The organism is Pseudovibrio sp. SCP20, assembly GCF_057774105.1.
The window spans coordinates 499,408-522,838 of the sequence record NZ_JBYMDH010000002.1 but is presented as its reverse complement, the minus strand read 5'-3'; the positions used below and the strand labels follow the sequence as shown (position 1 = coordinate 522,838).

At 52.9% G+C, this 23,431-nt stretch carries 19 protein-coding genes; 9 read left to right on the top strand and 10 right to left on the bottom strand.

Annotation, left to right across the window (positions count from 1 at the left end):
• Positions 1–61 precede the first annotated feature (61 nt).
• The 6 genes from rph to AC3CB2_RS10840 all read left to right on the top strand — a co-directional run bounded on the left by rph (position 62) and on the right by AC3CB2_RS10840 (position 6,001).
• Positions 62–781, top strand: a complete 720-nt coding sequence (rph, locus tag AC3CB2_RS10865; protein WP_008550448.1) for a ribonuclease PH — start codon at positions 62–64, stop codon at positions 779–781.
• Positions 781–1,422: an RdgB/HAM1 family non-canonical purine NTP pyrophosphatase gene (gene rdgB, locus AC3CB2_RS10860; RefSeq protein WP_008550688.1), complete on the top strand. Its 642-nt coding sequence runs from the start codon at positions 781–783 to the stop codon at positions 1,420–1,422. The genes rph and rdgB overlap by 1 nt, the downstream gene beginning before the upstream one ends.
• Before the next feature lie 81 nt (positions 1,423–1,503).
• On the top strand, positions 1,504–2,667 hold the full coding sequence (hemW, locus tag AC3CB2_RS10855) for a radical SAM family heme chaperone HemW (protein ID WP_352932284.1): 1,164 nt from the start codon (positions 1,504–1,506) through the stop codon (positions 2,665–2,667).
• Between the two features lie 373 nt (positions 2,668–3,040).
• Positions 3,041–4,561: a polyhydroxyalkanoate depolymerase gene (phaZ, locus tag AC3CB2_RS10850; RefSeq protein ID WP_425328938.1), complete on the top strand. Its 1,521-nt coding sequence runs from the start codon at positions 3,041–3,043 to the stop codon at positions 4,559–4,561.
• A gap of 107 nt (positions 4,562–4,668) precedes the next feature.
• Complete coding sequence (locus AC3CB2_RS10845; RefSeq protein ID WP_041767818.1) at positions 4,669–5,082, top strand: DUF2852 domain-containing protein; 414 nt, start codon at positions 4,669–4,671, stop codon at positions 5,080–5,082.
• Positions 5,083–5,257: 175 nt separating this feature from the next.
• Complete coding sequence (locus AC3CB2_RS10840; protein WP_352932288.1) at positions 5,258–6,001, top strand: M48 family metallopeptidase; 744 nt, start codon at positions 5,258–5,260, stop codon at positions 5,999–6,001.
• Positions 6,002–6,003: 2 nt separating this feature from the next.
• On the opposite strand, the gene AC3CB2_RS10835 is transcribed toward AC3CB2_RS10840, so the two are convergent.
• From AC3CB2_RS10835 to rsmI, 7 genes are all read right to left on the bottom strand, one after another.
• Positions 6,004–8,409, bottom strand: coding sequence for a transglycosylase domain-containing protein (locus tag AC3CB2_RS10835; RefSeq protein WP_488389879.1), 2,406 nt, complete (start codon positions 8,407–8,409; stop codon positions 6,004–6,006).
• Between the two features lie 279 nt (positions 8,410–8,688).
• Complete coding sequence (olsB, locus tag AC3CB2_RS10830) at positions 8,689–9,531, bottom strand: l-ornithine N(alpha)-acyltransferase (RefSeq protein WP_352933022.1); 843 nt, start codon at positions 9,529–9,531, stop codon at positions 8,689–8,691.
• A 360-nt stretch (positions 9,532–9,891) separates the two neighbouring features.
• The gene (locus tag AC3CB2_RS10825; protein ID WP_352932290.1) at positions 9,892–12,138 is read right to left on the bottom strand and encodes a response regulator; all 2,247 of its coding nucleotides are present in this window, start codon (positions 12,136–12,138) and stop codon (positions 9,892–9,894) included.
• A gap of 64 nt (positions 12,139–12,202) precedes the next feature.
• Positions 12,203–13,729, bottom strand: a complete 1,527-nt coding sequence (locus AC3CB2_RS10820) for a YifB family Mg chelatase-like AAA ATPase (RefSeq protein WP_352932292.1) — start codon at positions 13,727–13,729, stop codon at positions 12,203–12,205.
• Between the two features lie 191 nt (positions 13,730–13,920).
• On the bottom strand, positions 13,921–14,895 hold the full coding sequence (gene gshB / locus AC3CB2_RS10815) for a glutathione synthase (protein ID WP_352932293.1): 975 nt from the start codon (positions 14,893–14,895) through the stop codon (positions 13,921–13,923).
• 117 nt (positions 14,896–15,012) lie between these two features.
• Positions 15,013–15,420 carry a YraN family protein gene (locus AC3CB2_RS10810; protein WP_352932295.1) on the bottom strand — a complete coding sequence of 136 codons (408 nt, stop codon included), beginning with the start codon at positions 15,418–15,420 and terminating at the stop codon, positions 15,013–15,015.
• Positions 15,386–16,306, bottom strand: coding sequence for a 16S rRNA (cytidine(1402)-2'-O)-methyltransferase (rsmI, locus tag AC3CB2_RS10805; protein ID WP_352932297.1), 921 nt, complete (start codon positions 16,304–16,306; stop codon positions 15,386–15,388). The genes AC3CB2_RS10810 and rsmI overlap by 35 nt, the downstream gene beginning before the upstream one ends.
• Positions 16,307–16,662: 356 nt before the next feature.
• Between rsmI and AC3CB2_RS10800 the strand changes: the two genes are divergently transcribed.
• The 3 genes from AC3CB2_RS10800 to coaBC all read left to right on the top strand — a co-directional run bounded on the left by AC3CB2_RS10800 (position 16,663) and on the right by coaBC (position 19,761).
• A complete protein-coding gene (locus AC3CB2_RS10800) occupies positions 16,663–17,895 on the top strand; it encodes a penicillin-binding protein activator (RefSeq protein ID WP_352932299.1) in 1,233 nt (410 codons plus the stop codon).
• Between the two features lie 157 nt (positions 17,896–18,052).
• Positions 18,053–18,418, top strand: a complete 366-nt coding sequence (locus tag AC3CB2_RS10795) for a VOC family protein (protein ID WP_352932301.1) — start codon at positions 18,053–18,055, stop codon at positions 18,416–18,418.
• A 140-nt stretch (positions 18,419–18,558) separates the two neighbouring features.
• Positions 18,559–19,761, top strand: a complete 1,203-nt coding sequence (gene coaBC / locus AC3CB2_RS10790; protein ID WP_352932303.1) for a bifunctional phosphopantothenoylcysteine decarboxylase/phosphopantothenate--cysteine ligase CoaBC — start codon at positions 18,559–18,561, stop codon at positions 19,759–19,761.
• 60 nt (positions 19,762–19,821) lie between these two features.
• On the opposite strand, the gene AC3CB2_RS10785 is transcribed toward coaBC, so the two are convergent.
• The 3 genes from AC3CB2_RS10785 to AC3CB2_RS10775 form a co-directional block, all read right to left on the bottom strand.
• Positions 19,822–21,468, bottom strand: coding sequence for a GMC family oxidoreductase (locus tag AC3CB2_RS10785; protein WP_352932305.1), 1,647 nt, complete (start codon positions 21,466–21,468; stop codon positions 19,822–19,824).
• A 307-nt stretch (positions 21,469–21,775) separates the two neighbouring features.
• Positions 21,776–22,276, bottom strand: a complete 501-nt coding sequence (locus tag AC3CB2_RS10780) for an MmcB family DNA repair protein (RefSeq protein ID WP_352932307.1) — start codon at positions 22,274–22,276, stop codon at positions 21,776–21,778.
• Between the two features lie 74 nt (positions 22,277–22,350).
• Positions 22,351–23,421 carry an alpha/beta hydrolase gene (locus tag AC3CB2_RS10775; protein ID WP_352932309.1) on the bottom strand — a complete coding sequence of 357 codons (1,071 nt, stop codon included), beginning with the start codon at positions 23,419–23,421 and terminating at the stop codon, positions 22,351–22,353.
• Positions 23,422–23,431: the final 10 nt, after the last annotated feature.

Here is a 23,431-nt window from a genome sequence, read left to right as displayed (position 1 = left end):
TAAAAGATCCGCAATACCATTTGTGAGATTATAGCTATTAAGCAACCCGAGGGAGCTTACCTTGAACCGTCCATCCAAACGTACACCTGAAGAAATGCGTCCAGTCAGCCTGGAGCGCGGTGTTGCAAAGCATGCCGAAGGCTCTTGCCTGATCAAATTCGGCGATACCCACGTTCTGTGTACAGCAAGTTTGGAAGAGCGCGTTCCGCCGTGGCTCCGTGGTCAGAACCGTGGCTGGGTAACCGCAGAATACGGAATGCTGCCACGCGCAACGCACGATCGTATGCGCCGTGAGTCCTCCGCAGGTAAGCAGTCTGGCCGTACTCAGGAAATCCAGCGTCTCATCGGCCGTTCTCTGCGCGCTGTTGTGGATCTGGGTGCGCTGGGTGAGCGTCAGATTACCGTTGACTGTGATGTCATTCAGGCAGACGGCGGCACCCGCACCGCGTCCATCACTGGCGCATGGGTTGCTCTGCATGATTGCCTGAAGTGGATGGAAGCGCGCGACATGGTCAAGACCGATAAGGTTCTGAAAGACCACATCGCAGCAATCTCCTGCGGTATCTACGAAGGCACTCCGGTTGCTGATCTGGACTACGCAGAAGACTCTTCTGCTGACACCGATGCAAACTTCGTTATGACTGGCAAAGGCGGCATCGTTGAAATTCAGGGCACTGCTGAAGGTGAGCCATTCTCTGAAGAAGAACTCGGCCAGCTCATGGGTCTTGCAAAACAGTCGATTTCCAAACTGGTTGAGCTGCAGAAGCTGACGGTGCTCTAATGCAGGCAGAAACAACAGAAAGTCGCCGCCTGGAACCTGGCAAGCTCGTGCTTGCCAGCCACAACAAAGGCAAACTGCGCGAAATTCAGGATATGCTTGCCCCGCACGGCTTCGAAGTTCTCTCCGCTGGTGATCTGGACCTGCCAGAACCGGTTGAAGATGGCGATACCTTCGAAGCAAATGCGGCAATCAAGGCTTTGGCTGCTGCAACGGCAACTGGCCTGCCAGCTCTTGCAGATGATAGCGGCTTTTGTGTAAACGGCCTGAACGGCGATCCGGGCATCTATTCCGCACGCTGGGCAGGGCCGGGCAAAGACTTCGGCGTTGCCATGCAGTCTGTACAGGACAAGCTGACAGAAACCGGCGCAACAGATCGCACTGCTTACTTCGTGGCTGTGCTGTGCATGGCTTGGCCGGATGGTCACACCCAGTTCTACCGTGGTGAAATCCACGGCGAGCTTGCCTGGCCTCCACGCGGTCTGGAAGGTTTCGGCTACGATCCAATGTTCGTACCAGAAGGGTTCGACAGAACCTTTGGCGAAATGGACAAACAAGAAAAACACACAACGAAGGAAGGCGAGGCCCTGTCTCATCGCGCCCGCGCCTTTGTTAAGTTTCAGAAAGAGTGCTTGCCGGCGTAATACGCGTTCCCGAAAAGTGGCTTCCGGTTTTCGGATAAGAACTCGTACAGAAAAATCTTTGGCAAGCGCAAAGGGAAAAGAATGACTGTGTCACCGGCTGGCGGCTTTGGGATTTACGTGCATTGGCCATTTTGTCTGGCAAAATGCCCGTATTGCGACTTCAACTCCCACGTACGCCATCAGCCGGTCTCACAGGAGCATTACGCCAAAGCTCTTGCAACAGAGCTGGCACGCTATGCGCAGATGGTGCCGGGCCGTACGGTCGACTCCATCTTCTTTGGCGGCGGTACCCCTTCCCTTATGGAGCCGAAAACCGTTGAGACAATCCTCAATGAAGTCGCCCGCCTCTGGCATCTGCCGGATACCGCCGAAATCTCCATGGAAGCCAATCCAACCAGCGTGGAAGCGACCCGCTTTGCAGGCTACAGATCCGCTGGCGTAAACCGCCTGTCCGTAGGTATTCAGGCGTTGGATGACAAGGAACTGAAGATCCTTGGACGTCAACATTCTGTTTCGGAGGCGATTCAAGCCGTTGAAATTGCGCGCAAGACATTCCCGCGCATTTCGTTTGATCTGATCTATGCCCGTCCAAACCAAACCTTGAAGGCATGGGAGCAGGAGCTCAACCGCGCCATCGATCTGGCTGCTGACCACCTGTCCATGTATCAGCTCACCATCGAAAGCGGCACCATGTTCCAGCGCCTCTACGCAGCTGGTAAGTTGGAGATGCTGGACCCTGATCTGGCCGCAGACATGTTTGACCTGACACAGGAAATCACTGCAGCTCGTGGTTTGCCAGCTTACGAGGTGTCCAACCACGCCGCGCCTGACGCTCAGTGCCTGCACAACCTTATTTACTGGCGTTACGGCGATTATGTCGGCGTTGGTCCCGGTGCTCATGGTCGTTTGACGTTGGAAGACGGTACCAAACTGGCCACGTCCACCGAAAAGCATCCGGAAACATGGTTGGGGCTGGTTGAAACCAAAGGTCACGGCGCTATTTCTGAAGATAGACTTGTTCGTGATGAGCAAGGTGATGAGCTGTTGCTGATGGGGATGCGGTTGCATGAAGGCATCGACGTACCCCGTTATGAACAGCTCTCTGGTCGTCAGTTCAATCCGCAACGCCTGCTGAATCTGCAGGAAAACGGAATGGTGGAATGGGTGAGCAACACCCGCCTGCGTGCAACGCAAACAGGCTTTCCTCTACTGAATGCCGTAATTGCTGAGCTGGCTTCCGATTAGCATTCCCAAATAAATTTCATTAGCAATTTCAACTTAGTGAAATAATTGCATTCGAATTACTCGATTCGATTGGGGTATTATTTTACATATTGTGCAATGCAACATGGTCGGTTACACTTACAATCACTTTGGCAGCGGTGAAGAACCTATTGATCTTCAATGCAAGTTAAGGTTGGTTTGTATTTCTCCATGAGTCTATGTTGCTGAAAAGGTATAGGGCTGCCTATACTTTTGCGGTGCAGCACTTCGGGCTAAAGTGTATTCGTGCTGCGGAAATCAAAAAACTACATGAACGAGAGTTGGCTGAAGCGAACGTCTGGGGAGGAAACATTCTGTGCTGTTCTACCATTTGTATGAAATGAACCATGCAGCGATGTCCCCTGTCCGGGCTGCAGCGGATATGACACGTTTGTATTTTCAAAACCCGCTGAACCCGATGGCGCACACGCAAGTTGGCCGCACAGTTGCTGCATCCTGTGAGATGCTGGAACGTGTGACCCGCCGCTATGGCAAGCCGGAGTTTGAGCTTTACACCACTGTTGTTGATGGCGAAGAAGTCGACATCACTGAGGAAGTCATCTGGTCCAAACCATTTTGCGACCTGCTGCACTTCAAGCGGGATCTGCCGAAGAGCAGAAAAGACGACCCGAAAATCCTGATCGTCTCCCCAATGTCTGGTCACTACGCGACACTGCTGCGCGGTACTGTTGAGGCTCTTCTGCCAAATCTGGATGTTTACATCACAGATTGGGAAGATGCCCGTCAGGTGCCTATTGCGGATGGCCGCTTCGATCTGGACGACTACATCGAATACATCATGCAAATGCTGCATTATCTGGGGCCAAACACGCACGTTCTTGCCGTGTGTCAGCCATCAGTCCCAGTATATGCTGCCGTCTCCCTGATGGAAGAAAATGGAGACAAATGCGCTCCGGCAACCATGACGCTGATGGGCGGTCCAATCGACACCCGCGAAGCGCCGACTGCCGTGAATGATCTGGCCGTCGAGAAAGGCATCGACTGGTTCAAGCGCAATGTCATCATGGAAGTGCCCTTCCCGCACAAAGGATTCACGCGCCAGGTTTATCCGGGCTTCCTGCAGCTCTCTGGCTTCATGAGCATGAATCTGGACCGCCACATGGTCGCTCACCGTGATTTCTTCCAGCACCTGATTGAAGGTGATGGTGACAGCGCTGAAAAGCACCGTGACTTTTACGACGAGTATCTCGCCGTCATGGACCTGACCTCCGAGTTCTACCTTCAAACGGTCGAGACGGTCTTTATTGAGCATTCTCTGCCAAAGGGCGAGATGATGCATTGTGGCAAGATGGTCGATCCGAAAAAGATCACCGGAACCGCGCTCTTCACCGTTGAAGGTGAAAACGACGATATTTCCGGCGTTGGCCAAACGCAGGCCGCGCAAAAACTGGCTGAAAACATTCCGTCCAGCCGCCGCTTACACTACATCCAGCCGGGTGTTGGCCACTACGGGGTCTTCAACGGTTCAAAGTACCGTTCCGAAATCGCTCCACGGATCGTAAAGTTCATTCAGGACAATCCGATCAACGTTCGCGCAGAGCAAGCCACCAAACGTGCTGCTAAAAAAGCGCTTCGTGACAACCCTTCTGAGAAATTTGCAGGCGATCCACTGCGTGAAATCCTGTTGGCTGAGCCCAAAGGCGCTGCTGATGATTTGCAACTGATCAGCGGTGTTGGGCCGAAACTGGAGCGTGCCCTGAACGGCGCTGGCATCTTCCATTACTGGCAGATTGCGAACCTGACAGAAGATCAGGCAGCCGCTCTGGATGACCGTCTGGACATCCGTGGCCGCATGGTTCGCGACAATTGGGTTGAGCAAGCGCGCCGCCTCAATGATTCAGTGCATTCTAATTGAATGTAAGTGAATATAACCAATCGTCTAATAAAATTTCATTCTATATCTTGAAAAGAAAATAGAACCACCCCATCTCAAGTCTGTTGATTTGAGAAGGGGTGATTTTAATGAATGTAAATGCAATAAAACCCTCCTGGAATCCTCTAAGTATTGCACTTATGGTTCTGGGATTCGTAGTTTTCTGGCCTCTTGGTCTTGCTATGCTTGCCTACATCTTGTGGGGCGACAACTTTAATGGCTGGAAGCGTGAAGCTAAATGCCAGTGGAATCGTAGCAATCTGAAAAATGCGATGGATAATATGCAAACTGCGACCCGTAGCGGTAACGCTGCTTTTGACGACTACCGTGAAAAAGAACTGAACCGCCTGGAAGAAGAGCGCAGAAAGCTCGACAGCATGCGTCAGGAATTCGATGATTACATGAACGACCTCCGTCGGGCTAAAGATCAGGAAGAGTTCGACCGGTTCATGAGAAACCGTCACAACCGCCCAAGCGAACCTTCAGCAGGTGAAGCAATCTAATGGGTCTTAAAGGTTCATAACAAGCATCCGGTGCTCTGTCTTGGCAGGGCACCCTTTTCTGCGTTTGAACTATGTTGCAAGACTTCAGCGCACTAAAGTAAATGGCACTGGTTGACTTTCAAATCACCCTTTTCTCTGTAATAACGAGAGCAATCAGTGCAATTTTTGAGGTGACATGGGGTTCTTTACGACAAAGGTTTTGCCGGAGTTTATTGAGGTGGATCTGGGCCATAAGCCCCTACAGATCCGGCTGAAACGAAACTCAAGAGCAAAGCGCTACATCCTCAGAATTCCACCGGGAGACCCAACCCCGGTTATCACCGTCCCAGCCCGAGGCAACCTGAAAACAGCTCAGGACTTCGCTAATCGGCAGGTGGGCTGGCTCAAGCAGCGATTAGGCTCCCGCCCAGATACAATCAAGTTTGAAGAACATGCCCGTATCCCGATCAGAGGCGTGCTGCATACCTTGCGCTCCTCAGGCAAACTGCGCGGTCTGGCTCAGCTTGATATGGAAGAGGAAACCGACGAGCCACTGCTGATGCTCCCCGGTGAAACGCAAAGCTTCCACCGCAAAACCAAAGACTTCCTGCGCAAACTCGCCAAGGATGATATCGAAGGCCATGTACGGCACTTCACCAAACAGCTCGGCCGCAACTATCACAGCATCACACTACGAGACACCAAAAGCCGCTGGGGCTCCTGCTCCCATGATGGCAAGCTATCCTTCTCATGGCGCCTTGTGATGGCCCCGCCGGATATTCTGGAATATGTAGCGGCTCATGAGGTCGCCCATCTTGTGAAGCTGGATCACTCACCGGAGTTCTGGCGCATATGTGAGGAGTTGGCTCCTCACACCAAGCAAGCCCAACGCTGGCTCAAAGAGCACGGCTCTCAGCTACACCTGTACGGGCAAGAGTAACCCTACCCACCTCCGAATAGCCTTCCAAGCAGATCCAAAGGGCTGGCGCTGTTGTTGTTTTGCCGTGGTGGTGGAGCGGTTGTTGCCTGCACAGCTGGCCGCGGAGGCTGTGGCTGCTGAGGAGCAGTCACAAAAGTTGGCTGGCGCCGTGCGGGTGCTGTACCCGGCTTTTGCAGAGGAGATGTCTCCGCAAGATTGATCGGTACGCCCGGCAAACGCGCAATCGGAATGTTCTGATGCTGCGTTTCCATTATCCAGGCCCAGATCTCAGCCGGTAGCGTCCCTCCACTCACCTTCTTCATCGGCTTGTTGTTGTCATTTCCAAGCCAGACAGCAGTGGTCAGTGAACTCGTGTAACCAATGAACCACGCGTCTTTGTAGCCCTGCGTAGTGCCGGTTTTGCCGCCTGCAGGACGCCCCGCCAACAATGCCCGCTTACCTGTGCCGCCATAAATGGTTTGCGCCATCATGCTATTGATTTCGCTGAGCTTATCGCCCCGAACAACGCGCCCTGTCCCATCACCAGAACGCCGGTAAAGCACTTCGCCCTTCTCATTGCGAATCTGCCGAACCACATGCGGAACCACACCATACCCACCATTGGAAAATGGCACATAAGCTGCTGCAATCTCTAAAGGCGTAACCTCAGAGGTTCCCAGTGCAATTGAAGGGTTGGACTTCAATGAGGAAGTAATGCCCAACCGCCGTGCAGTTCGCGCCACATTCGCAGGCCCGACCTCATGCGCCAGCTTGGCAGCGACGGTGTTGATGGAAAATGCCAGCGCTTGTGTCAGCGTCACGTCACCATAGTAGCGCTTGGTGTAGTTCTTTGGTGTCCAGCCTCGATATGTAACGCGCGCATCACGACGAATGGTGTTCGGTCCAAGCCCGCGTTCCAGCGCTGCCAGATAAACAAACGGCTTAAAGGCAGAACCGGGCTGCCGACGCGCATAAACCGCACGGTTGAACTGGCTCTTCCGATAATCAACTCCACCCACCAGAGCGCGGATCGCACCACTGCGATTGAGCGTAACCACAGCCCCTTGGGTCACGTTAAACTCTTGGCGAGACTCTGCAATGCGTGAGGTAAGCGCTGTTTCAGCCGCCTGCTGCATGTCCCAGTCGATCGTTGTGTCGACAATTATGTCTTCACCGATAGACCCCACATAACCCGGCAACAACTCCATCACATAATCAGCCACATAATTGCCACTGCTGCTATTGTGACTGGTGACTACATGCGCCGGGTTGAACAGAGCATTCTTGGCATCATCAGCCGTGATGAAACCCGCGCTATGCATAGCTGCAATCACCACCTGCGCACGCCCTTCCGCCAACTGCGCGTTACGCGTTGGAGCATACTTACTCGGTGCTTTCAGCAGCCCTGCAATGGTCGCAGCCTCAGCCAGATTAATCAGGCGGGCCGATTTGCCAAAGTAAACCCGGGCCGCTGCATCCACCCCATAAGCACCAGCGCCAAGATAGACCCGGTTCAGGTACATCTCCAGAATTTCTTCTTTGCTGTAGTTCCACTCCAGCCACAGCGCCATGACTACTTCCTGCATCTTTCGCTGCATGGTGCGTTCTGGCTTCAAAAACAGGTTTTTAGCCAGCTGCTGTGTGAGTGTAGACCCGCCCTGAACAGTACGCCCACTGGTGTAGTTCACAAACGCTGCACGCGCGAGACCAATTGGATCGATCCCAAAATGATACTTGAAACGCCGGTCTTCAATCGCCATCACGGCATCAGGCAAGTACTTTGGTAATTGCTCGAGCCGAACGGCCTCACCGCCAGTATCACCGCGGTTTGCGATCAAAGTACCATTTGCAGAAACAATGCGCACATTCGGTGGTCGCTGCGGCACAGCCCACTCTGAGGCTGGCGGCAAATGCGCAGCGTAATAAGCAAGAATGCCGCCGACAACAACGATGCCCCAGATGCCAAGCACCACGCTCCAGTACGTGCAGAAGCGCAGCGACTTCCACATAAACCGTCGGAATTTACTCTGGCCTTTGGGCTTTCCAGAAGATGTTGCGGCATCCAGCGCCGCCAATGTCTGCTGCTTTGCCTTTCGGCTCGGCTTCTTCGCAGGCCGCTTGGCGGCGGTGTTTTGTGTTTGTCGTGGCCTCTGCGTCGCAGGTTTTCTGCTCGACGCTGAGGGAGTTTGTGGTGCAGGGCGTGGTCGTGGGGACGCCTGCTTGTTCGTGGCCGCAACTCTGTTTGGACGGCGGATGTAATCCTCGTCGTCTTCAGGCCGCAGTGCAACGCCTTGCAGACGAGGACGTTGTGATTGTGGAGGGCGTTTGGGCTGACCGGCACCGGGCTGCTGAGGCGGTCTGCCGGAAGGGCGTTGCCCGGGGCGCACAGGCCTCCGTTTTCTGCCATTTCCATTTTGGCCAGTCGCCATAACTCCAAATCACCCCGATACTAATCACTTATCTCAGGCAATGGCGATCAGATAAGACCGAGCATGCCTGAACAAACACAGGCCACAGACTGCTTGGGAGAGAGACTGTAACCTGGATACAAAACACGAACGATTTTAGGGAAACAGGCTTAATTCTGCGTTAAACCATTCACGCGAATTGCGAAGATCAGCGATCAAAACTGGAGAGCGTTTATCGATATTCGCGCAAGCAAAAAGGGCGGAAACCCGCCCTTCATTGAATGAGATACTTCTGAGAATCTAGCTGGAATACCGGCTAGCATCCTCGCCATAGTAATTCACGTAGCGTGAGTTCAGCTTGGAGACCGGCATAATGATCAGCACATCAGTTGTTCCAAACTGGTGGTCAATTACAGCGCCATCACCAATAAAAGCACCAAGACGCAGATAACCCTTGATGAGCGGTGGCAATGAACGCAGTGCAGCTCGTTGATCGACCTGATCTTTTGGAATGCGGTTCATGTCAACATACTGGTCAGGAAGTGCTGAAACTCGCCATTCTTCGGGAGCTCCTGCAAAATGATGCAGGAAGGAAAGCTGTTCTGCAAGCAGATCAGGATCGGTGCCCTCAATCGAAGCACAACCAATCATCACATCTATATTATGCATCAACACATAAGACCAGATGCCATGCCACAGCAGTTCAACGGTCTTCTTGGTGCGATAAGGCTTCAGAACACAGGAGCGACCAAGCTCCATAAAGTTCAGATCACTGTGACGATCCAAGATGCCCTGAATATCAAACTCACCGGCCGTATAGAAACCACCGTTCAACTCAGCCAGTTCCTGACGGAGCAGGCGATATGTGCCAACAATCTGAGGCTTTAGTTTGGAGAACGGTTTATTGCGAACCTGACTGTTGTGATCCACTACCAGCAGATGATCGCAGATTTCGTCGTAGCTGTCGCGATCAAGGCGGCTCAGCTGCGTTTGAGCATCTGCAATCGCAGACATCTCTTCGTAAAACACTTCGTAGCGCAAACGCTGAGACATCTTGAGTTCTTTGGCGCCATTGGAAAGGCGAACTTCAAGCGGTCCAATCTTACCGAGGCTTTGTCCTGCCTCCGGCATTTTTCCCAGCATTGCCTGTGGGATCCACCGCGGCGCAGGTCGCCCTGCAAGCTTGTTCGGTGTGATTTTTCTTAGGACTTTCATCGGGGAAAGATGTCCAGATCCAGCCATACTATAAATATCTCATATTGCTTAGGTGTTTAAAAAACATTGCAATAATGAGAACGCCTTTCTGAATTTGCACCAATCGAGTAACCCATGTCAATTTTGGGTAGTCAATCTATGATATAAGCTCGTTTTAGGACAGTTGAGTGACATAACACCAACATTTATCCGCTTAAGCGTGCCCATATCTGCTAAACCATGCTGTCACCACAGTTAACCTGAGTATAACAACTGCCTCTTGATATTGAACAGGCTAAATATACCAAGTTACCCCTTAGCATACCGCTTTAGCACAGCTTCGAGATCCTGCTTTTTTAGGGGTTTGCTCAAAAATCCATCTGCACCAGCCTTCAGAGCCTCTTCTTTTGCCTCCGGCATAACATCCGCTGAAACAACATAAATCGGAACCTGAGCCGCAGAATTGCCTTCTCTGCCTCTAATTTGGGAAATCGCTTCCAGTCCATCAAGGCCTGGCATGTGAAGATCCATCAGAACCACATCAAATGTTCCGGTTGCGCTGAGAGTTACAGCCCTGTGCCCATCTTCGGCGAGCTCCGCGTGGTGCCCCAGTTTGCTTAGTAGCGCCTTGACCAGCATCCAATTGATTGGATTGTCTTCTGCCACAAGAACATTGAGATGAGGCTCGTGCTCTTGTGGTTCTGTCGTCTGCTTGATTTCCTCTGGAGCCGCACTGCTTTGCTCATCCGTTTCTTCAACTTCGGGACCAAGTGCAATGACGCGCAACAAAGATGCGCGGCGTACAGGACGTGTCAGATAGCCAGAAAACTCGCCAGTTTTGATATCGGCAATGCGAGCTCGTTCCTGAGGTTTGATGAGCACGATGATCTCAGGAGCATGAATAGAATGCTTTTGATAGAAGTCGCGAATACGTTCAACATACTCTTCGCCAACCAACAGGCGATCAAGCTGAGTTGTGAGTAGATTTGTTTCTAAATCTTCAGTATCAAGTACTCGGGTATGAGCAAAACCGTTGCTGATCAGAGTTCTCTGAACCAGATCAGCTTCAATATGATTACTGGTCAGGATTGCAATGTGCTCTGAATGTTCTTCAATAACCTTATCGACTACCTTATCGACCGGCATTTCAAGAAGGAACGTCGAACCACATCCGAGCTGGCTTTGAACAGTCAGTGAGCTGCCCATCAGTTCTGCAAGTCTCTTGGAAATCGCCAGTCCCAATCCGGCACCATCAAACTTGCGGTCACGTCCATATTCACCTTGTTCAAACTCCCGGAAGATGCGCGCTGCAGTGACGTCATCCATTCCAGGACCGGTGTCTTTTACTGCAAATTCCAAGAGATGATTACCAGCGGAATCCTGCGACACCTGCAAGACCAGTGAAACACCGCCTTGCTCCGTGAACTTGATCGCATTGCCGACTAGATTGTAGAGCACTTGCTGAAGCCGAGCTGGATCACTTTGGATTACCTCAGGGACTTCCGGTGCGATGTAAGAACCGATCTGAAGCCCTTTGGCATGTGCCTTGGGAGACAGTAACTCCACCACACGTTCGACCAACGGTGTCAGTTCTACCGCTCCGGTCTCCAGCTCCAGTTTTCCGGCTTCTATTTTTGAGTAGTCAAGGACCTCATCAATCAGCATGAGAAGCGTTGAGCCAGATGTTTTGATAGCGTTGATGTAGTTCTGTTGCTCGGCGGTTGTTGAGGTGTCGTCAAGCAAATCAGCCATGCCCAGAACGCCGTTGAGTGGTGTCCGTATTTCGTGACTGACCATTGCGAGAAACCGGGATTTGGCTTCACTGGCATTTGCTGCATGGTCCCGGTCTGCACGTAGCTTTTGCTCTGCGTGCCGCCGGTCTGTGACATCCGTGAGGATCCATTGGATGATCGGAGCGCTTCCGCTGCCGTCACGAATGCTTAAACGCAGCAGAGAATACCAACGGGTTCCGTGCTTTGTGCGCAAGGCAACATCTTCTGTTGTTCCTGCGGCACTTTCTTCAAGTTCTGGTGTGAAGTCTTCTGCATAAGGCAAGTGAATGGCTTTGCCCACTTCAATGCCAAATCCAGCAGGAAAGTTCCGCTTTCCAGCATCGTTGATGGAGAGCACGAGACCGCTGCTGTCACAGCGGATAACAATTGCGCCCAGCGCATCCAGAATGGAACGGTGCCGGTCATCGGCTTCACGCAGCTGCCAATCTGCATCACTTGCCAGTTCAGAAGGATCTTCCAGCTGCTCCACCTCACTTTGGATTTGGGCAGCTTTCCAGCTTTGTGCAATCACATCACTTGCAGGAAAACGGCGGAACAGAACAGCGCCGGCACCAAAGGCAAGCAGCACCACATAAAGGCTTTGCGCAGAGCGCCAATCCGTCAGAAGCAGCGCGATTGCAAGACAAACAACGCCAACGAAGATGGAAAGGCTCTTGAGAATAAACGAGGACTGCTCTGAGACTTCTGTTTGCTTGATAAGAGACACGCGAGCCTGAGTAACAACGTGGGTGCTCTCCTCGGTTTTTAGTCTCCGCTTCAACACTGCTTTTGCTCCAGCCGAACGATTTCGGAAATTCAGTAAAATTCAATTGGTAGGATATAACAGATTATGCTGCTGCCAAATAGGCCGAAGAGCGCTTGAAACTCAATGCTTCAGCTAGGTGAATCCTCTGCACCTTATCCGAACCATCCATATCTGCGATTGTGCGAGAGAGTTTTAAAACGCGATGATAGCCTCTTGCAGACAGTCCAAACTGAATGGAAGCCTGCTCAATTAACTCCTTGCTGCCCTTATCAAGCGCGACAATCTGTTCGATGATCCGCGCGCTTGCATGCGCGTTTACTGTGATGTCCAGTCCCAGTGATGCATAGCGTGCCTGCTGAACAGCTCGCGCCTTTGCCACGCGCTGGGCGACAGTCTCGGAGCTTTCCGAAGTGGTTGGGCTGATCAAGTCTTTTGCTGAAACTGCTGGCACGTGCAGCTGCAAATCCATGCGGTCAAGGAAAGGTCCAGATACGCGTGACTGATAGGAACTGGCGCATTTATCTCCTCGTCGGCAGGTATGCCCGGGCTCGCCAGCATAACCGCAACGACATGGATTCATTGCTGCAACCACCTGAACTTTAGATGGGTAGCTGACGCGGTAGTTAGCGCGCACTATCGTTGCCACTCCGTTCTCGATTGGTTGCCGAAGGCTATCCAGAACGGAGCTGTCAAACTCCGGCAGCTCATCCAAAAACAGAACGCCGTTGTGAGCCAACGAGACTTCACCGGGCTTGGCTTTTATCCCTCCACCCACCAGAGAAGCCATGGAAGCTGAATGATGTGGGGCTCTGAAAGGGCGTTGATTGCTTAAAGCGCCATCTTCCAGCTCTCCTGAAATCGAAGCGATCATAGAAACTTCCAGCAGCTCACGAGCAGAAAGCGGTGGGAGCAACGAAGGCAATCTACTGGCCAATAAGGTTTTCCCGGAACCTGGGGGCCCAACCATCAGCAGGTTATGAGAGCCTGCAGCAGCAATCTCCAAAGCGCGCTTTGCTGTCTCCTGCCCGCGAATATCTGCAAGATCCAATGAACTGGCGGCAAGTGGTGAACTGCGCGGTTTCGGATCGGATAGTGTTATCTCCCCTTTGAGAGCGCGATAAAGCTGTACCAGTGAACTGGCTGCGATGATCTTCAGGTTTTCATCAGCCCATGCAGCTTCTGATCCGCAGCTTGCCGGGCAAATCAATCCCTTCTCATTGGCAACAGCGGCAATTGCGGCTGGCAGAGCCCCGTTGACGTGAGAGATACTGCCATCCAGCGCAAGTTCGCCAATAACAACAAAGCCTTCTACCGCCTCAGCTGGCAGAGCGCCCATAGCCACCAAAAGTCCCAGAGCAATTGGTAGGTCGTAGTGGGAGCCTTCTTTGGGAAGGTCAGCAGGCGCGAGGTTCACCGTCACGCGTTTGGCTGGTAGCGCCAATCCAGAGGCAATGAGTGCAGAGCGTACCCGTTCCTTGCTTTCTGCTATTGCTTTGTCTGGCAGGCCAACGAGAGTGAAGTAGACAGAGCCGGGGCTGATCTGCACCTGCACATCAACATTGGCAGCATCGACGCCCTGAAAGGAAACGGTAGAGATGCGAGAAAACACCAGACACTCCTGCAGCCACAATTTATCAGAATTGCAGTAATTAAGCAGGAACGAATGGGAAACACGCAAGCCTTGAATACTCAGAAATACGAAAGCTTCCTTTAAAAGCTTCAGGTAATTTCTTGAGTAAAAGAAACGACTGATCCGAAAAAAATAAAAGGCCCTGTCGTTAAACAGAGCCTTGATCTTGTTTAGTTTTCTAACTTCTTTTCAAGCACATCCCAAACCCGGGCCGCTACATCAGGGCCGCCAAGTTTCTGAATGGCACGAATGCCCGTTGGCGCTGTCACGTTGATCTCGGTGAGGTTTCCGTCAATCACGTCGATACCGACGAGAATGAGGCCCTGCTCCTTCAGAGTTGGCCCAAGGCGTGCGCAGATTTCTCTTTCACGCTCAGTCAGATCGCTGTCCTTTGGAGAACCGCCACGAACCATATTGGAGCGCAGATCGCCTTCAGCAGGCACACGGTTCACTGCGCCAGCGAACTCACCATCCACCAGCAGAATGCGCTTATCACCGTGCTTTACATTCGGCAGAAACTTCTGAATGACCCATGGCTCGCGGAAAGTCACGGAGAAGAAGTCGTAGAGAGAGCCGTAGTTCAGGTCGTCTTGCGTTACGCGGAACACCGCCGCACCGCCGTGACCAAACAGCGGCTTCATGACGATATCGCCATGTTCCTCGCGGAAGGCATCGATTTCTTCGCGATCATGGGTGATCAGTGTTGGTGGCATCAGATCAGCGAACTGGGTCACAAATAGCTTTTCAGGCGCATTGCGCACGGAAATCGGATCGTTCACCACAAGCGTTGTCTTCGAGAGCTTCTCGAGAATGTGGGTTGCTGCAATGTAAGCCAGATCGAACGGAGGATCCTGACGCATCAGCACCACGTCCATCTCGGACATATCAACGCGCTGTGGCTCACCAAAGCTGAAGTGGTTGCCAGCTTCATCGCGCACCGTTACCGGCTCAACGCGGCACATAACCTTTTCACCCCAAAGCGCTAGACGCTCCGGTGTGTAGTGATACAGTTCGTAACCACGATCCTGCGCTTCCAGCATCAGGGCAAAAGCACTGTCGCCTGCAATGTTGATGGTGGAGATGTGGTCCATCTGAACCGCGACTTTAAGCGGCCGCTTGGCACCAGAAGTAGCTGCTTGGGGCATAGGCACTCCTAAAATAACGCAGGGGTAGAAATCCACGTAAATAATAATGGATGTTAGCCGCAGATATGTGGGTCAGAAAGCAATTTGTCTACATTTTTGCGATAAAATATTTGTTTCCTAAAAAATTTCAGCTTCGAAAAGATTAGGAAAATGCTGGGCTCCCCCGTGCTTTGGCAGAATAACCGCATCAAATCTCAAGGTTTTTCCCACCACTTCATGGTGGTGAGAAACCCATTCCCGCGCGGCATTGGCGATCCGTCGTTGAGAACGTTGCGTGATTGCATATAAGCCATCATCCACACCCCGCCGTGCCTTCACCTCCACAAACACGATTGTCTGGTCCTGTTCGGCAATCAGATCTATCTCGCCCTGCTTGGTTTTGTAGCGTCTTTCCAGAATCTGCCAGCCCGCCTGACGAAGCAGCATCTCGGCCTTCAGCTCCGCTTGAAGCCCTTTGTGGTAGGCCGCCTGCTTCTTGAGAAGGTTGCTCTTAGTCGCTCTCGGTGTCTTCTGCGGATCCTGCATTTTTCAGCTCCATCGCACGGGCATAAATCGTTTTCCGATCCACCCCGGTTGCTTTAGAGACTTTCTTCGCTGCTGCGCTCACTGGCATTTCTTTCAATGCCTCCAGCAACAGTGCGTCTGCATCAACCTCGGTCAGTTCCTGCTCTTCAGGTGGTGAGACAAGGATAACAATTTCTCCCTTGGGGCGATCCCCCGAGAAGAAATCACTCAGTTCTGCAAGGGTTCCACGCTGAAATGTCTCAAACCGCTTGGTCAGCTCTCGTGCCACAACGGCCTGTCGCTTTCCAAGAATTTCATTCATGTCAGCAAGCGAAGCCCCAACTCTGTGCGGGCTTTCATAAAACACCAGCGTTGCCGGAATTTCCTTCAGCTCCTCAAGACGTTTCTTCCTGCCGTGGGTCTTGTTTGGCAAAAAACCGGCGAACAAAATCGTATCAGACGGAAGACCAGCTCCAACCAGACCACTTAGCATGGCAGAGGCACCTGGGATGGGAATTACTTTGTGTCCCTGCTCAACCACGTCACCCACAAGACGGAAACCCGGATCGGAGATCAGCGGTGTCCCTGCATCTGAAACCAGAGCCACTGCACGACCTGCCTCAAGCGCTTCCATAATCTTCGGACGCTGCTTCTGGGCGTTGTGCTCGTGATACGTCATCATCTGCGTGCGGATGCCATAGCGTTGCAGCAAAACACCCGTCACGCGGGTATCTTCACAGGCAATAAGATCGCAGGCTGCAAGGGTTTCCAGCGCACGGATGGTGATGTCTTGCAGGTTGCCGATTGGCGTTGAGACGATGTGCAGGCCCGGTTCAATCCGTTTAGCGTTCAGCGAATGCTCGCCTATGTAGTATTTCCGCTCAGATGCAGCTTCGGAATGATCCATGGTCGCCTCGTGAAAGCTCCAGAATGGAGCAAGTTTTGCACAGTAGAGAGTGCACATCTAACCAACAAACCGCAAAATGACTAATTACAACGGGGAGTTTTTGACAGAATCCTTAAAAAAATCGCGGATTTCCTTGGGTTGAGGCTGTATTAACTGCGGTGGATCTGTAGAAATAAACCAAATGACAGCCTCTCCCCGAAAAGTGGGAACCGGTTTTCGGATAGGGACTGCGCAAAACAATCGATTAGAGCTGAGTGCATGCGGGCATGTCGCCAACTCTAAATGTAAATTGCCGGATTTCATTCCTTGTTAAACGAGGGATTGATCTGACGGCCTTCGGAATAGATGGGGCATCCATGAGCTTAGGATCAGCCACACTGCGTGGAATGAGCTTCCGCAAACTTGTGACAGGGGCTGCACTTGGCATCTCGGTCCTGTTGGCTGGCTGTGTTAATTCACCTAACTTCTCATCGGTGAACACTCCTCTTCAGCCTGATTTAAACCCGAACGGACAGCCGCAATTGGTCTCTGGCCGTGCTATCGGCAACGGTTCAGTACGTGTTGGCCTGCTTCTGCCGTACTCAGGCGAAGGCCAGTCCGCTGCTTCTGTGGCAACCCTCTTTGAAAATTCTGCCAAGCTGGCACTAGAAGATTTTCAGGGCGCTGACATTCAGCTCCTCGTAAAAGACACCGGCGGCACCGCTGAAGGCGCAAGCATCGCGGCACAGCAGGCAATCAGTGAAGGCGCTGAGCTGCTGATCGGCCCGGTCTTCGCGCCAGCCGTTCAGGGTGCATCCGCAGTTGCACGTCGCTCTGGTGTTCCAATCGTTGCATTCTCCTCTGATACCAACGCAGCCAAGCCGGGCACATATCTGCTCAGCTATCTGCCGGTTTCTGACGTAAATCGCATTGTTTCTTACGCAGCAGAGCAGGAACGTCGCTCCTACTCAGCCTTGCTTCCAAACAATGCCTACGGCGCAGTTGCTGAAGCAGCCTTCCGTCAGGCAGTTGGGCAAACGAATGGCCGCATCATCACCATTGAGCGCTACATTCCGGGCAATGCTGAAGATATTCGTGCCCGTGTTGCCAGCCTGAGCCGCTCCATTTCTCAGGTAGACACTCTGTTTGTGCCTGAAGGTGGCGGTGTTCCTCCGTTCGTTGTGCAGGTGATGACCGAAATGGGCGCTAACCTTGGCGAAGTGAAGATGATCGGCAGTGGTCAGTGGAACACGCCGGAAATCCTTCAGTCTCCAGTCATGGTCGGCAGCTGGTTCCCGGGGCCGGATAACCAGAGCTTCGAGCGTCTCGCAACCCGTTACCGCGAAACCTATGGTTCTCAGCCACCGCGCAATGCGTCGCTGGCATATGATGCAACCATTCTGGCCGCTGGGCTGGTGCGTTCCGCTGGGCCAGATCGCTTCTCTGACCGTGTGTTGACCAACCGTGATGGCTTCCTCGGCATTGATGGCATCTTCCGCTTCCAGCAAGATGGCTTGAACAACCGTGGTTTGGCTGTTTACGCCGTGACCGGTAAACGCGAAGCAGAGCCAATTGCTCCGGCACCGCGCAGCTTTGCAAGCCAGTTCTAAGCTCCGCAAATTCTGATGTTAAAGAGCCTCGCTCATCTGAGCGGGGCTTTTTTATTGGCATTTTCAGATCCTTCTAATTGTGCCGGTCCTGTTGGCCCTACGGTGATTACTCTGGCTTAGGCTGGTTTCGTCTCATGCCGAACAAAGGCACACAGCGATGCAGGAACTACGCTTTCATCATGTTGGCATCCCAACCAGCGAAAAGCTGCCGGAAGCGGACCACAATGAAAAACTGAAGCTGACAGCCACCGGCTATTTTGATGGCCCCTACGCCATCGAGTGGATGAACTTCGATGATGACAATCCCCTTCCTGAAGTGATCAAAACAACGCCGCACGTTGCCTATGTGGTTGATGACCTGCACGAAGCCCTGAAGGGCAAAAACGTTATCCTCCCTCCGCAAAGCCCGACAGAGGGTGTCTGGGTTGCCTTCATTCAGGACGGTCGCAACCTGATTGAACTGATGCAATTTGACAGGCCTGAACAGGAAATCTGGCCCCATCCGGATAAGTTCAGGCTTTGATCCCACATCTACGCCACCGCGATTTACCCAATGGGACGAATAGCCTTTAGGAAACTAATGAAATCCGTAGGGAAAACGGATAGAACTAGCTCAGGAAATGAGTTGGTGGGTCTACGCCCGCGCAAAAGGTGGTTTTAATAATGCTTTCAGACAAGCGTATTCTTCTCATCATCACAGGCGGAATTGCGGCCTATAAATCGCTGGATCTGATCCGCCGCCTTCAGGAGCGTGGTGCAAAGGTTCGTGCGATTCTCACCAATGGCGGCTCTCAGTTCATCACACCTCTCGCAGTTGGCGCCTTAACCGGCGACACCGTGTTCACCGAGCTGTTTGATCGCGAAGCGGAACATGATGTGGGCCACATTCGCCTTTCTCGCGAAGCGGATCTCGTCGTTGTTGCCCCTGCCACTGCAAACATCATGGCCAAGATGGCTCATGGGCTGGCAGATGATCTGGCCTCCTGCGTGCTGTTGGCAAACGACAAGCCGGTTCTCGTTGCCCCTGCCATGAACTCCAAAATGTGGAGCCACCCGGCAACCCAGCGCAATGTGGCGCAACTGAAAGCTGATGGCCTTCACTTCGTTGGACCGAACGCGGGCGAAATGGCGGAAAAAGGCGAGGCTGGCTATGGCCGCATGTCAGAGCCGCTGGAAATTGTAGCTGCGATTGAAGACCTCCTTTCTCCCAAAGACCTGCCTTTGAAGGGTAAGCGTATCGTCATCACCGCTGGCCCAACGCATGAGCCCATTGATCCGGTGCGTTACATTGCCAACCGCTCCTCCGGCAAACAAGGCTACGCCATTGCCGAAGCCGCTGCCGAAGCCGGGGCACAGGTGACACTGGTTTCCGGGCCTACAATTCTGGCGGACCCGAAGGGCGTGGAAACCATCCGCGTTGAATCCGCAAACGCCATGCTGGCCGCTGTAGAATGCGCCCTCCCTGCAGACATCGCGATTATGGCTGCTGCCGTTGCTGACTGGCGCGTGGCGCATGACAGCAACCAGAAAATCAAGAAGGACGGCAGCGGATTGCCGCCAGCGCTCAACCTGGTCGAAAATCCGGATATTCTGAAAACAGTAGGTCACCTACAAGATAAACGTCCGAAACTGGTTGTTGGTTTTGCTGCCGAAACAAACGATCTCATCGCCAACGCGCGCGGAAAGCTGGAGCGCAAAGGCGCTGATATGATTGTAGCAAACGATGTCAGCCCCGAGAATAACGTGATGGGCGGTGACAACAACACGGTGCGGCTGGTGACACATGGCGGCGTCGAGGATTGGCCGAAAATGGGTAAGGACGAAGTAGCTCGCCAGCTCGTCCAGAAAATCGCAGAGCTTTCCTGAGAGACTAGCGACTGAAATGAATTTTGGAAGGCCGGTGCAATCGTACCGGCCTTTTGTTGTTTAGGCGGACACTTGCTCGGTTTCGCGCTCAGCGCCAAGCGGTTGTTTGCCCAGGATCATGTCGGATGCTTTCTCGGCAATCATGATTGTTGGCGCGTTGGTGTTGCCGGAGATCAGCGATGGCATGACAGAAGCATCAATCACGCGAAGCCCTTCAACCCCATGCACCTTGAGGTCAGGCCCAACCACGGACATCTCATCCTGGCCCATCTTGCAGGTGCCAACAGGATGATAGATCGTCTCGGCTCGCTCTCTCACCGCCTGTTTGATGCTGTGCTCGTCGCGGCCAAAATCGTGGATCATATCCTCCCGGTATTCCGAGAGCTCTGGCCCTTCCAGAATATCCCGCGTCATACGAATGCCCTTCACCAGAACATCCAGATCTTCCTGATCTGTCAGATACTTCGGATCAATCCGTGGTGCATCCATAGGATCAGCGGAGTTCAGCCCCACTTCCCCCGTTGATTTCGGACGCAAAACGCAAACGTGGCAGCCAAATCCATAACCACCATAGAGCTTGCGGCCATGATCATCGATGATGGAGATGACGAAATGCAGCTGAACGTCCGGGCGATCCAGTTCTGGACTGGTCTTCAGGAATGCACCACCCTCTGCCGCAGGTGAGGCAATCATACCCGACCCATCTTTCCGCCAGCGCATAATCTCCTTGAACAGCTGAACCCCCGGCTTCAGGCCCAACCCCAGCATATCCGTTTTGTTGGAGCGATAGCTGATGGTGTAATCCAGATGGTCCTGCAGGTTCTTGCCAACACCCGGCAGATCATGCAGCACCGGAATGTTGTGTTTCGCCAGCTCATCCGCAGGCCCAATGCCGGAAAGCATGAGCAGCTGCGGTGATTGGAAAGCGCCAGCAGAAACAATCGTTTCCCGCTTTGCCTTCACCACCGCCAACTTACGTTTCTGCTTATACTCAACGCCAATGGCCTTCTTGCCCTCAAACAACACCCGCGTGCTGCGAGCATGAGTGATGACGGTCAGGTTTGGCCGATCCATGACAGGATGAAGATAGGCCGCTGCCGCTGAGCAGCGCTCGCCTTTCTTATCGTCCTGATGGAACTGCGTGACCTGATAAAGCCCAACGCCTTCCTGATCTCCGCTGTTAAAGTCGTTGTTCCGTTTGATTTGCCGCCCTTCAGCGGCAGCAAGAAAGGCGTGAGAGATTGGCAGAGGGGAGCGTTGCTCTGAGACCTGCAAAGGTCCGTCAGCCCCATGCATGGAGCTTTCACCGCGTTGATTGCTCTCCGATTTTTTGAAGTAAGGCAGCACTTCATCAAATGACCAGCCATCTGCACCTTGCTCAACCCAGCCGTCGTAGTCTTCTTTTTGGCCGCGAATATAAAGCTGCGCATTGATCGCGCTGGAACCGCCCAGCGCCTTACCGCGCGGATGGAATGTCGTGCGGTCATTCAGCTCGGTCTGCGGAACAGAGTCAAAAGCCCAGTTGTTGATCGCGAACGGCTTTGCAGAAACCATTGCCGCGATACCAAGCGGCGCGCGTACCAGAACGGACTTGCCCTCGCCACCAGCCTCCAGCAGGCAAACTGAAATTGAAGGGTCTTCAGAAAGGCGAGCTGCTAGCACGCATCCCGCCGAGCCACCTCCAACAATCACATAATCAAAATCCATTGTGCCCCTCCCCAGAAACAAAAGCACACTCCCGAAAGGCCTCTCCTCTTTCGAAAATGCAGCAGCAAGAATGGTCTTTGGCGTATTCCTGAGAAGTTCTCCCGGTTCTCAGTTGAGAACACGCCTCAAAACAAGAGCTTCGCACTCGCCTGAATACGGCGAGCTGTTTTATGGCCTGATGTTAGTGAGCCTTTCCCTAAACGGAAACCTGAACATTCTGGTGAGTATGTAAGGCCTGCAACTTCTCGTGGTGTATTCGCCGAAAAACTCATTGAAACGCAGGGGCTTGCTGAGTTTCTTCCCCAGCTTATCCCCGCCGCAGGTTTCTCTGGTTCGGGTCGGTCAAATCATGCAGTCGGTTCGCAGCAGCTTGCGCAAATCGCAAAATCACGGCTTTGCGGGTGGCCGCTGAAAGCTTGTGCTCGGGTGCTTCGCGGATAATCTCAGCCATATAATCATCCGCCAGAATGAACCCGGTCTCCTCCGGAAAAATCTCCTGCGGAACATCAGGGCTGGTCGCAAAAAACAGGCGATCACAGTAATCGCGATACTCATGCCATTTGTTGTCGGATTTGAAGTCCTCGATGGATGACTTGATCTCGATAATCCAGATCTCTGACTTCTTACCAAGCACCACCAGATCAGCCCGCCGTCCCGATGCAAGCGTGACCTCAGGAAGGCTCGTAAGACCCAGAACGCGCAAATATCGCTGCACTCCTCGCTGGATTTTCAATGCGCGGTCAGACTGACGACCATCGACAAGAGGATCATCAAGTTGAACGCGATTAGAGCCCTTCACAAATTCCATGAAATCGTTCCCACTTTGTTCTTTGTGATATTAGCAAGCTGTCAGACAAATTCAATCGGAGATTAGAGGGATCTTTAGTTAGGGGCTGGCACTGCGATATTCAACTGACCCGCTAATTCTCGCATGTTTTCGTCAAGCGGGAACAACCTGATGCAGTCTGCCAGAGCATCATGAGCTTGCGATGCTTGTCCGGCTTGCAGATACAGCTCCGCAGCCCGTATCAAAAACGTCTTCCGCCAGCGCTTGGGAGCAGTCCTCATCACCGCATCATTATGAAGGGTCGTATGCCATTCCCGAAGTAGCTCCGCTCCATCATAGTGCTTCCCAAGCAAAGCAAACCGCTCTGCCTGAAGCAACCCATAGCCCGGATTGCTCCGCAATGCCTCTGAAGCTTCTAAAGAAGGAACCTCACCACACGCCAATGCATACCCCAGATCAACTAATGCCTCGCAATCTGTAAGGCTTTGCGAATACAGTAGGTTCTTATCCGCAAGAAGCTCAGCCATGTCCCGCTGAAATGTTTTGATCAACTGGCGGATGGTGTTGAGCGAATAAAGCTGGTCGTGCAACGCATGCGGCCCGGCAATCCCATAACAGTTCAGGTTTTCGCTCACAGAAAGGCGCTGAACAGCAAGGTAACCGCAGGTATCAACCCAATCAAATAACCCGAACAGCAAATGCACCGGATGCCTCAGATCTCCTGCTAAGCGATCCAGCAACTCCAGCTTTTCCGGTGCAGGCCGAGCTAGATACTCAGCGCTTTGCGTGCCCGCTATGACCAGTTCCAGCTCAGGCGAAAAGGCATAGATCTCGCCGTCTTGCCTGCGCAGACCGGTGATTAGTGCTCCATATGCTCCCATGGAAGCGCCGTAATAGATGATCCGTTCAGGCTGCTCCTGAGCGATAGCAAGGTCGATGGCATGATCAATCTCTTGCTCCGCATCAAGGTACCACTGTGAGGCGGCATCATTCAGAAAAACACAGGCATGCTGTGTCTTGGCAAACAGTCGCTCCAGTCCGAACTTGCCGGAGGGAATGCGAACCTGCGAGAACACCACCACCAGCACACCGCTGCGGCCACCGGATTGGAGTTTCACCTCCAACCCGCGTGAAGATACATCTGGTCGCTCAGCTAAGTCCAGCATCAGCGGATGG

Bases quoted from the DNA above. Each gene is read 5' to 3' on its own strand.
- phaZ (WP_425328938.1), top strand. From the start codon at position 3,041: ATGTCCCCTGTCCGGGCTGCAGCGGATATGACACGTTTGTATTTTCAA.
- AC3CB2_RS10810 (WP_352932295.1), bottom strand. From the start codon at position 15,420: ATGCAGGATCCGCAGAAGACACCGAGAGCGACTAAGAGCAACCTTCTC.
- AC3CB2_RS10780 (WP_352932307.1), bottom strand. From the start codon at position 22,276: ATGGAATTTGTGAAGGGCTCTAATCGCGTTCAACTTGATGATCCTCTT.
- gshB (WP_352932293.1), bottom strand. From the start codon at position 14,895: ATGCCCCAAGCAGCTACTTCTGGTGCCAAGCGGCCGCTTAAAGTCGCG.
- coaBC (WP_352932303.1), top strand. From the start codon at position 18,559: ATGCTTTCAGACAAGCGTATTCTTCTCATCATCACAGGCGGAATTGCG.
- AC3CB2_RS10785 (WP_352932305.1), bottom strand. From the start codon at position 21,468: ATGGATTTTGATTATGTGATTGTTGGAGGTGGCTCGGCGGGATGCGTG.
- hemW (WP_352932284.1), top strand. From the start codon at position 1,504: ATGACTGTGTCACCGGCTGGCGGCTTTGGGATTTACGTGCATTGGCCA.
- AC3CB2_RS10795 (WP_352932301.1), top strand. From the start codon at position 18,053: ATGCAGGAACTACGCTTTCATCATGTTGGCATCCCAACCAGCGAAAAG.
- AC3CB2_RS10775 (WP_352932309.1), bottom strand. From the start codon at position 23,421: ATGCTGGACTTAGCTGAGCGACCAGATGTATCTTCACGCGGGTTGGAG.
- AC3CB2_RS10840 (WP_352932288.1), top strand. From the start codon at position 5,258: ATGGGGTTCTTTACGACAAAGGTTTTGCCGGAGTTTATTGAGGTGGAT.
- AC3CB2_RS10800 (WP_352932299.1), top strand. From the start codon at position 16,663: ATGAGCTTAGGATCAGCCACACTGCGTGGAATGAGCTTCCGCAAACTT.
- AC3CB2_RS10845 (WP_041767818.1), top strand. From the start codon at position 4,669: ATGAATGTAAATGCAATAAAACCCTCCTGGAATCCTCTAAGTATTGCA.
- rdgB (WP_008550688.1), top strand. From the start codon at position 781: ATGCAGGCAGAAACAACAGAAAGTCGCCGCCTGGAACCTGGCAAGCTC.
- rsmI (WP_352932297.1), bottom strand. From the start codon at position 16,306: ATGGATCATTCCGAAGCTGCATCTGAGCGGAAATACTACATAGGCGAG.
- AC3CB2_RS10835 (WP_488389879.1), bottom strand. From the start codon at position 8,409: ATGGCGACTGGCCAAAATGGAAATGGCAGAAAACGGAGGCCTGTGCGC.
- olsB (WP_352933022.1), bottom strand. From the start codon at position 9,531: ATGCTGGGAAAAATGCCGGAGGCAGGACAAAGCCTCGGTAAGATTGGA.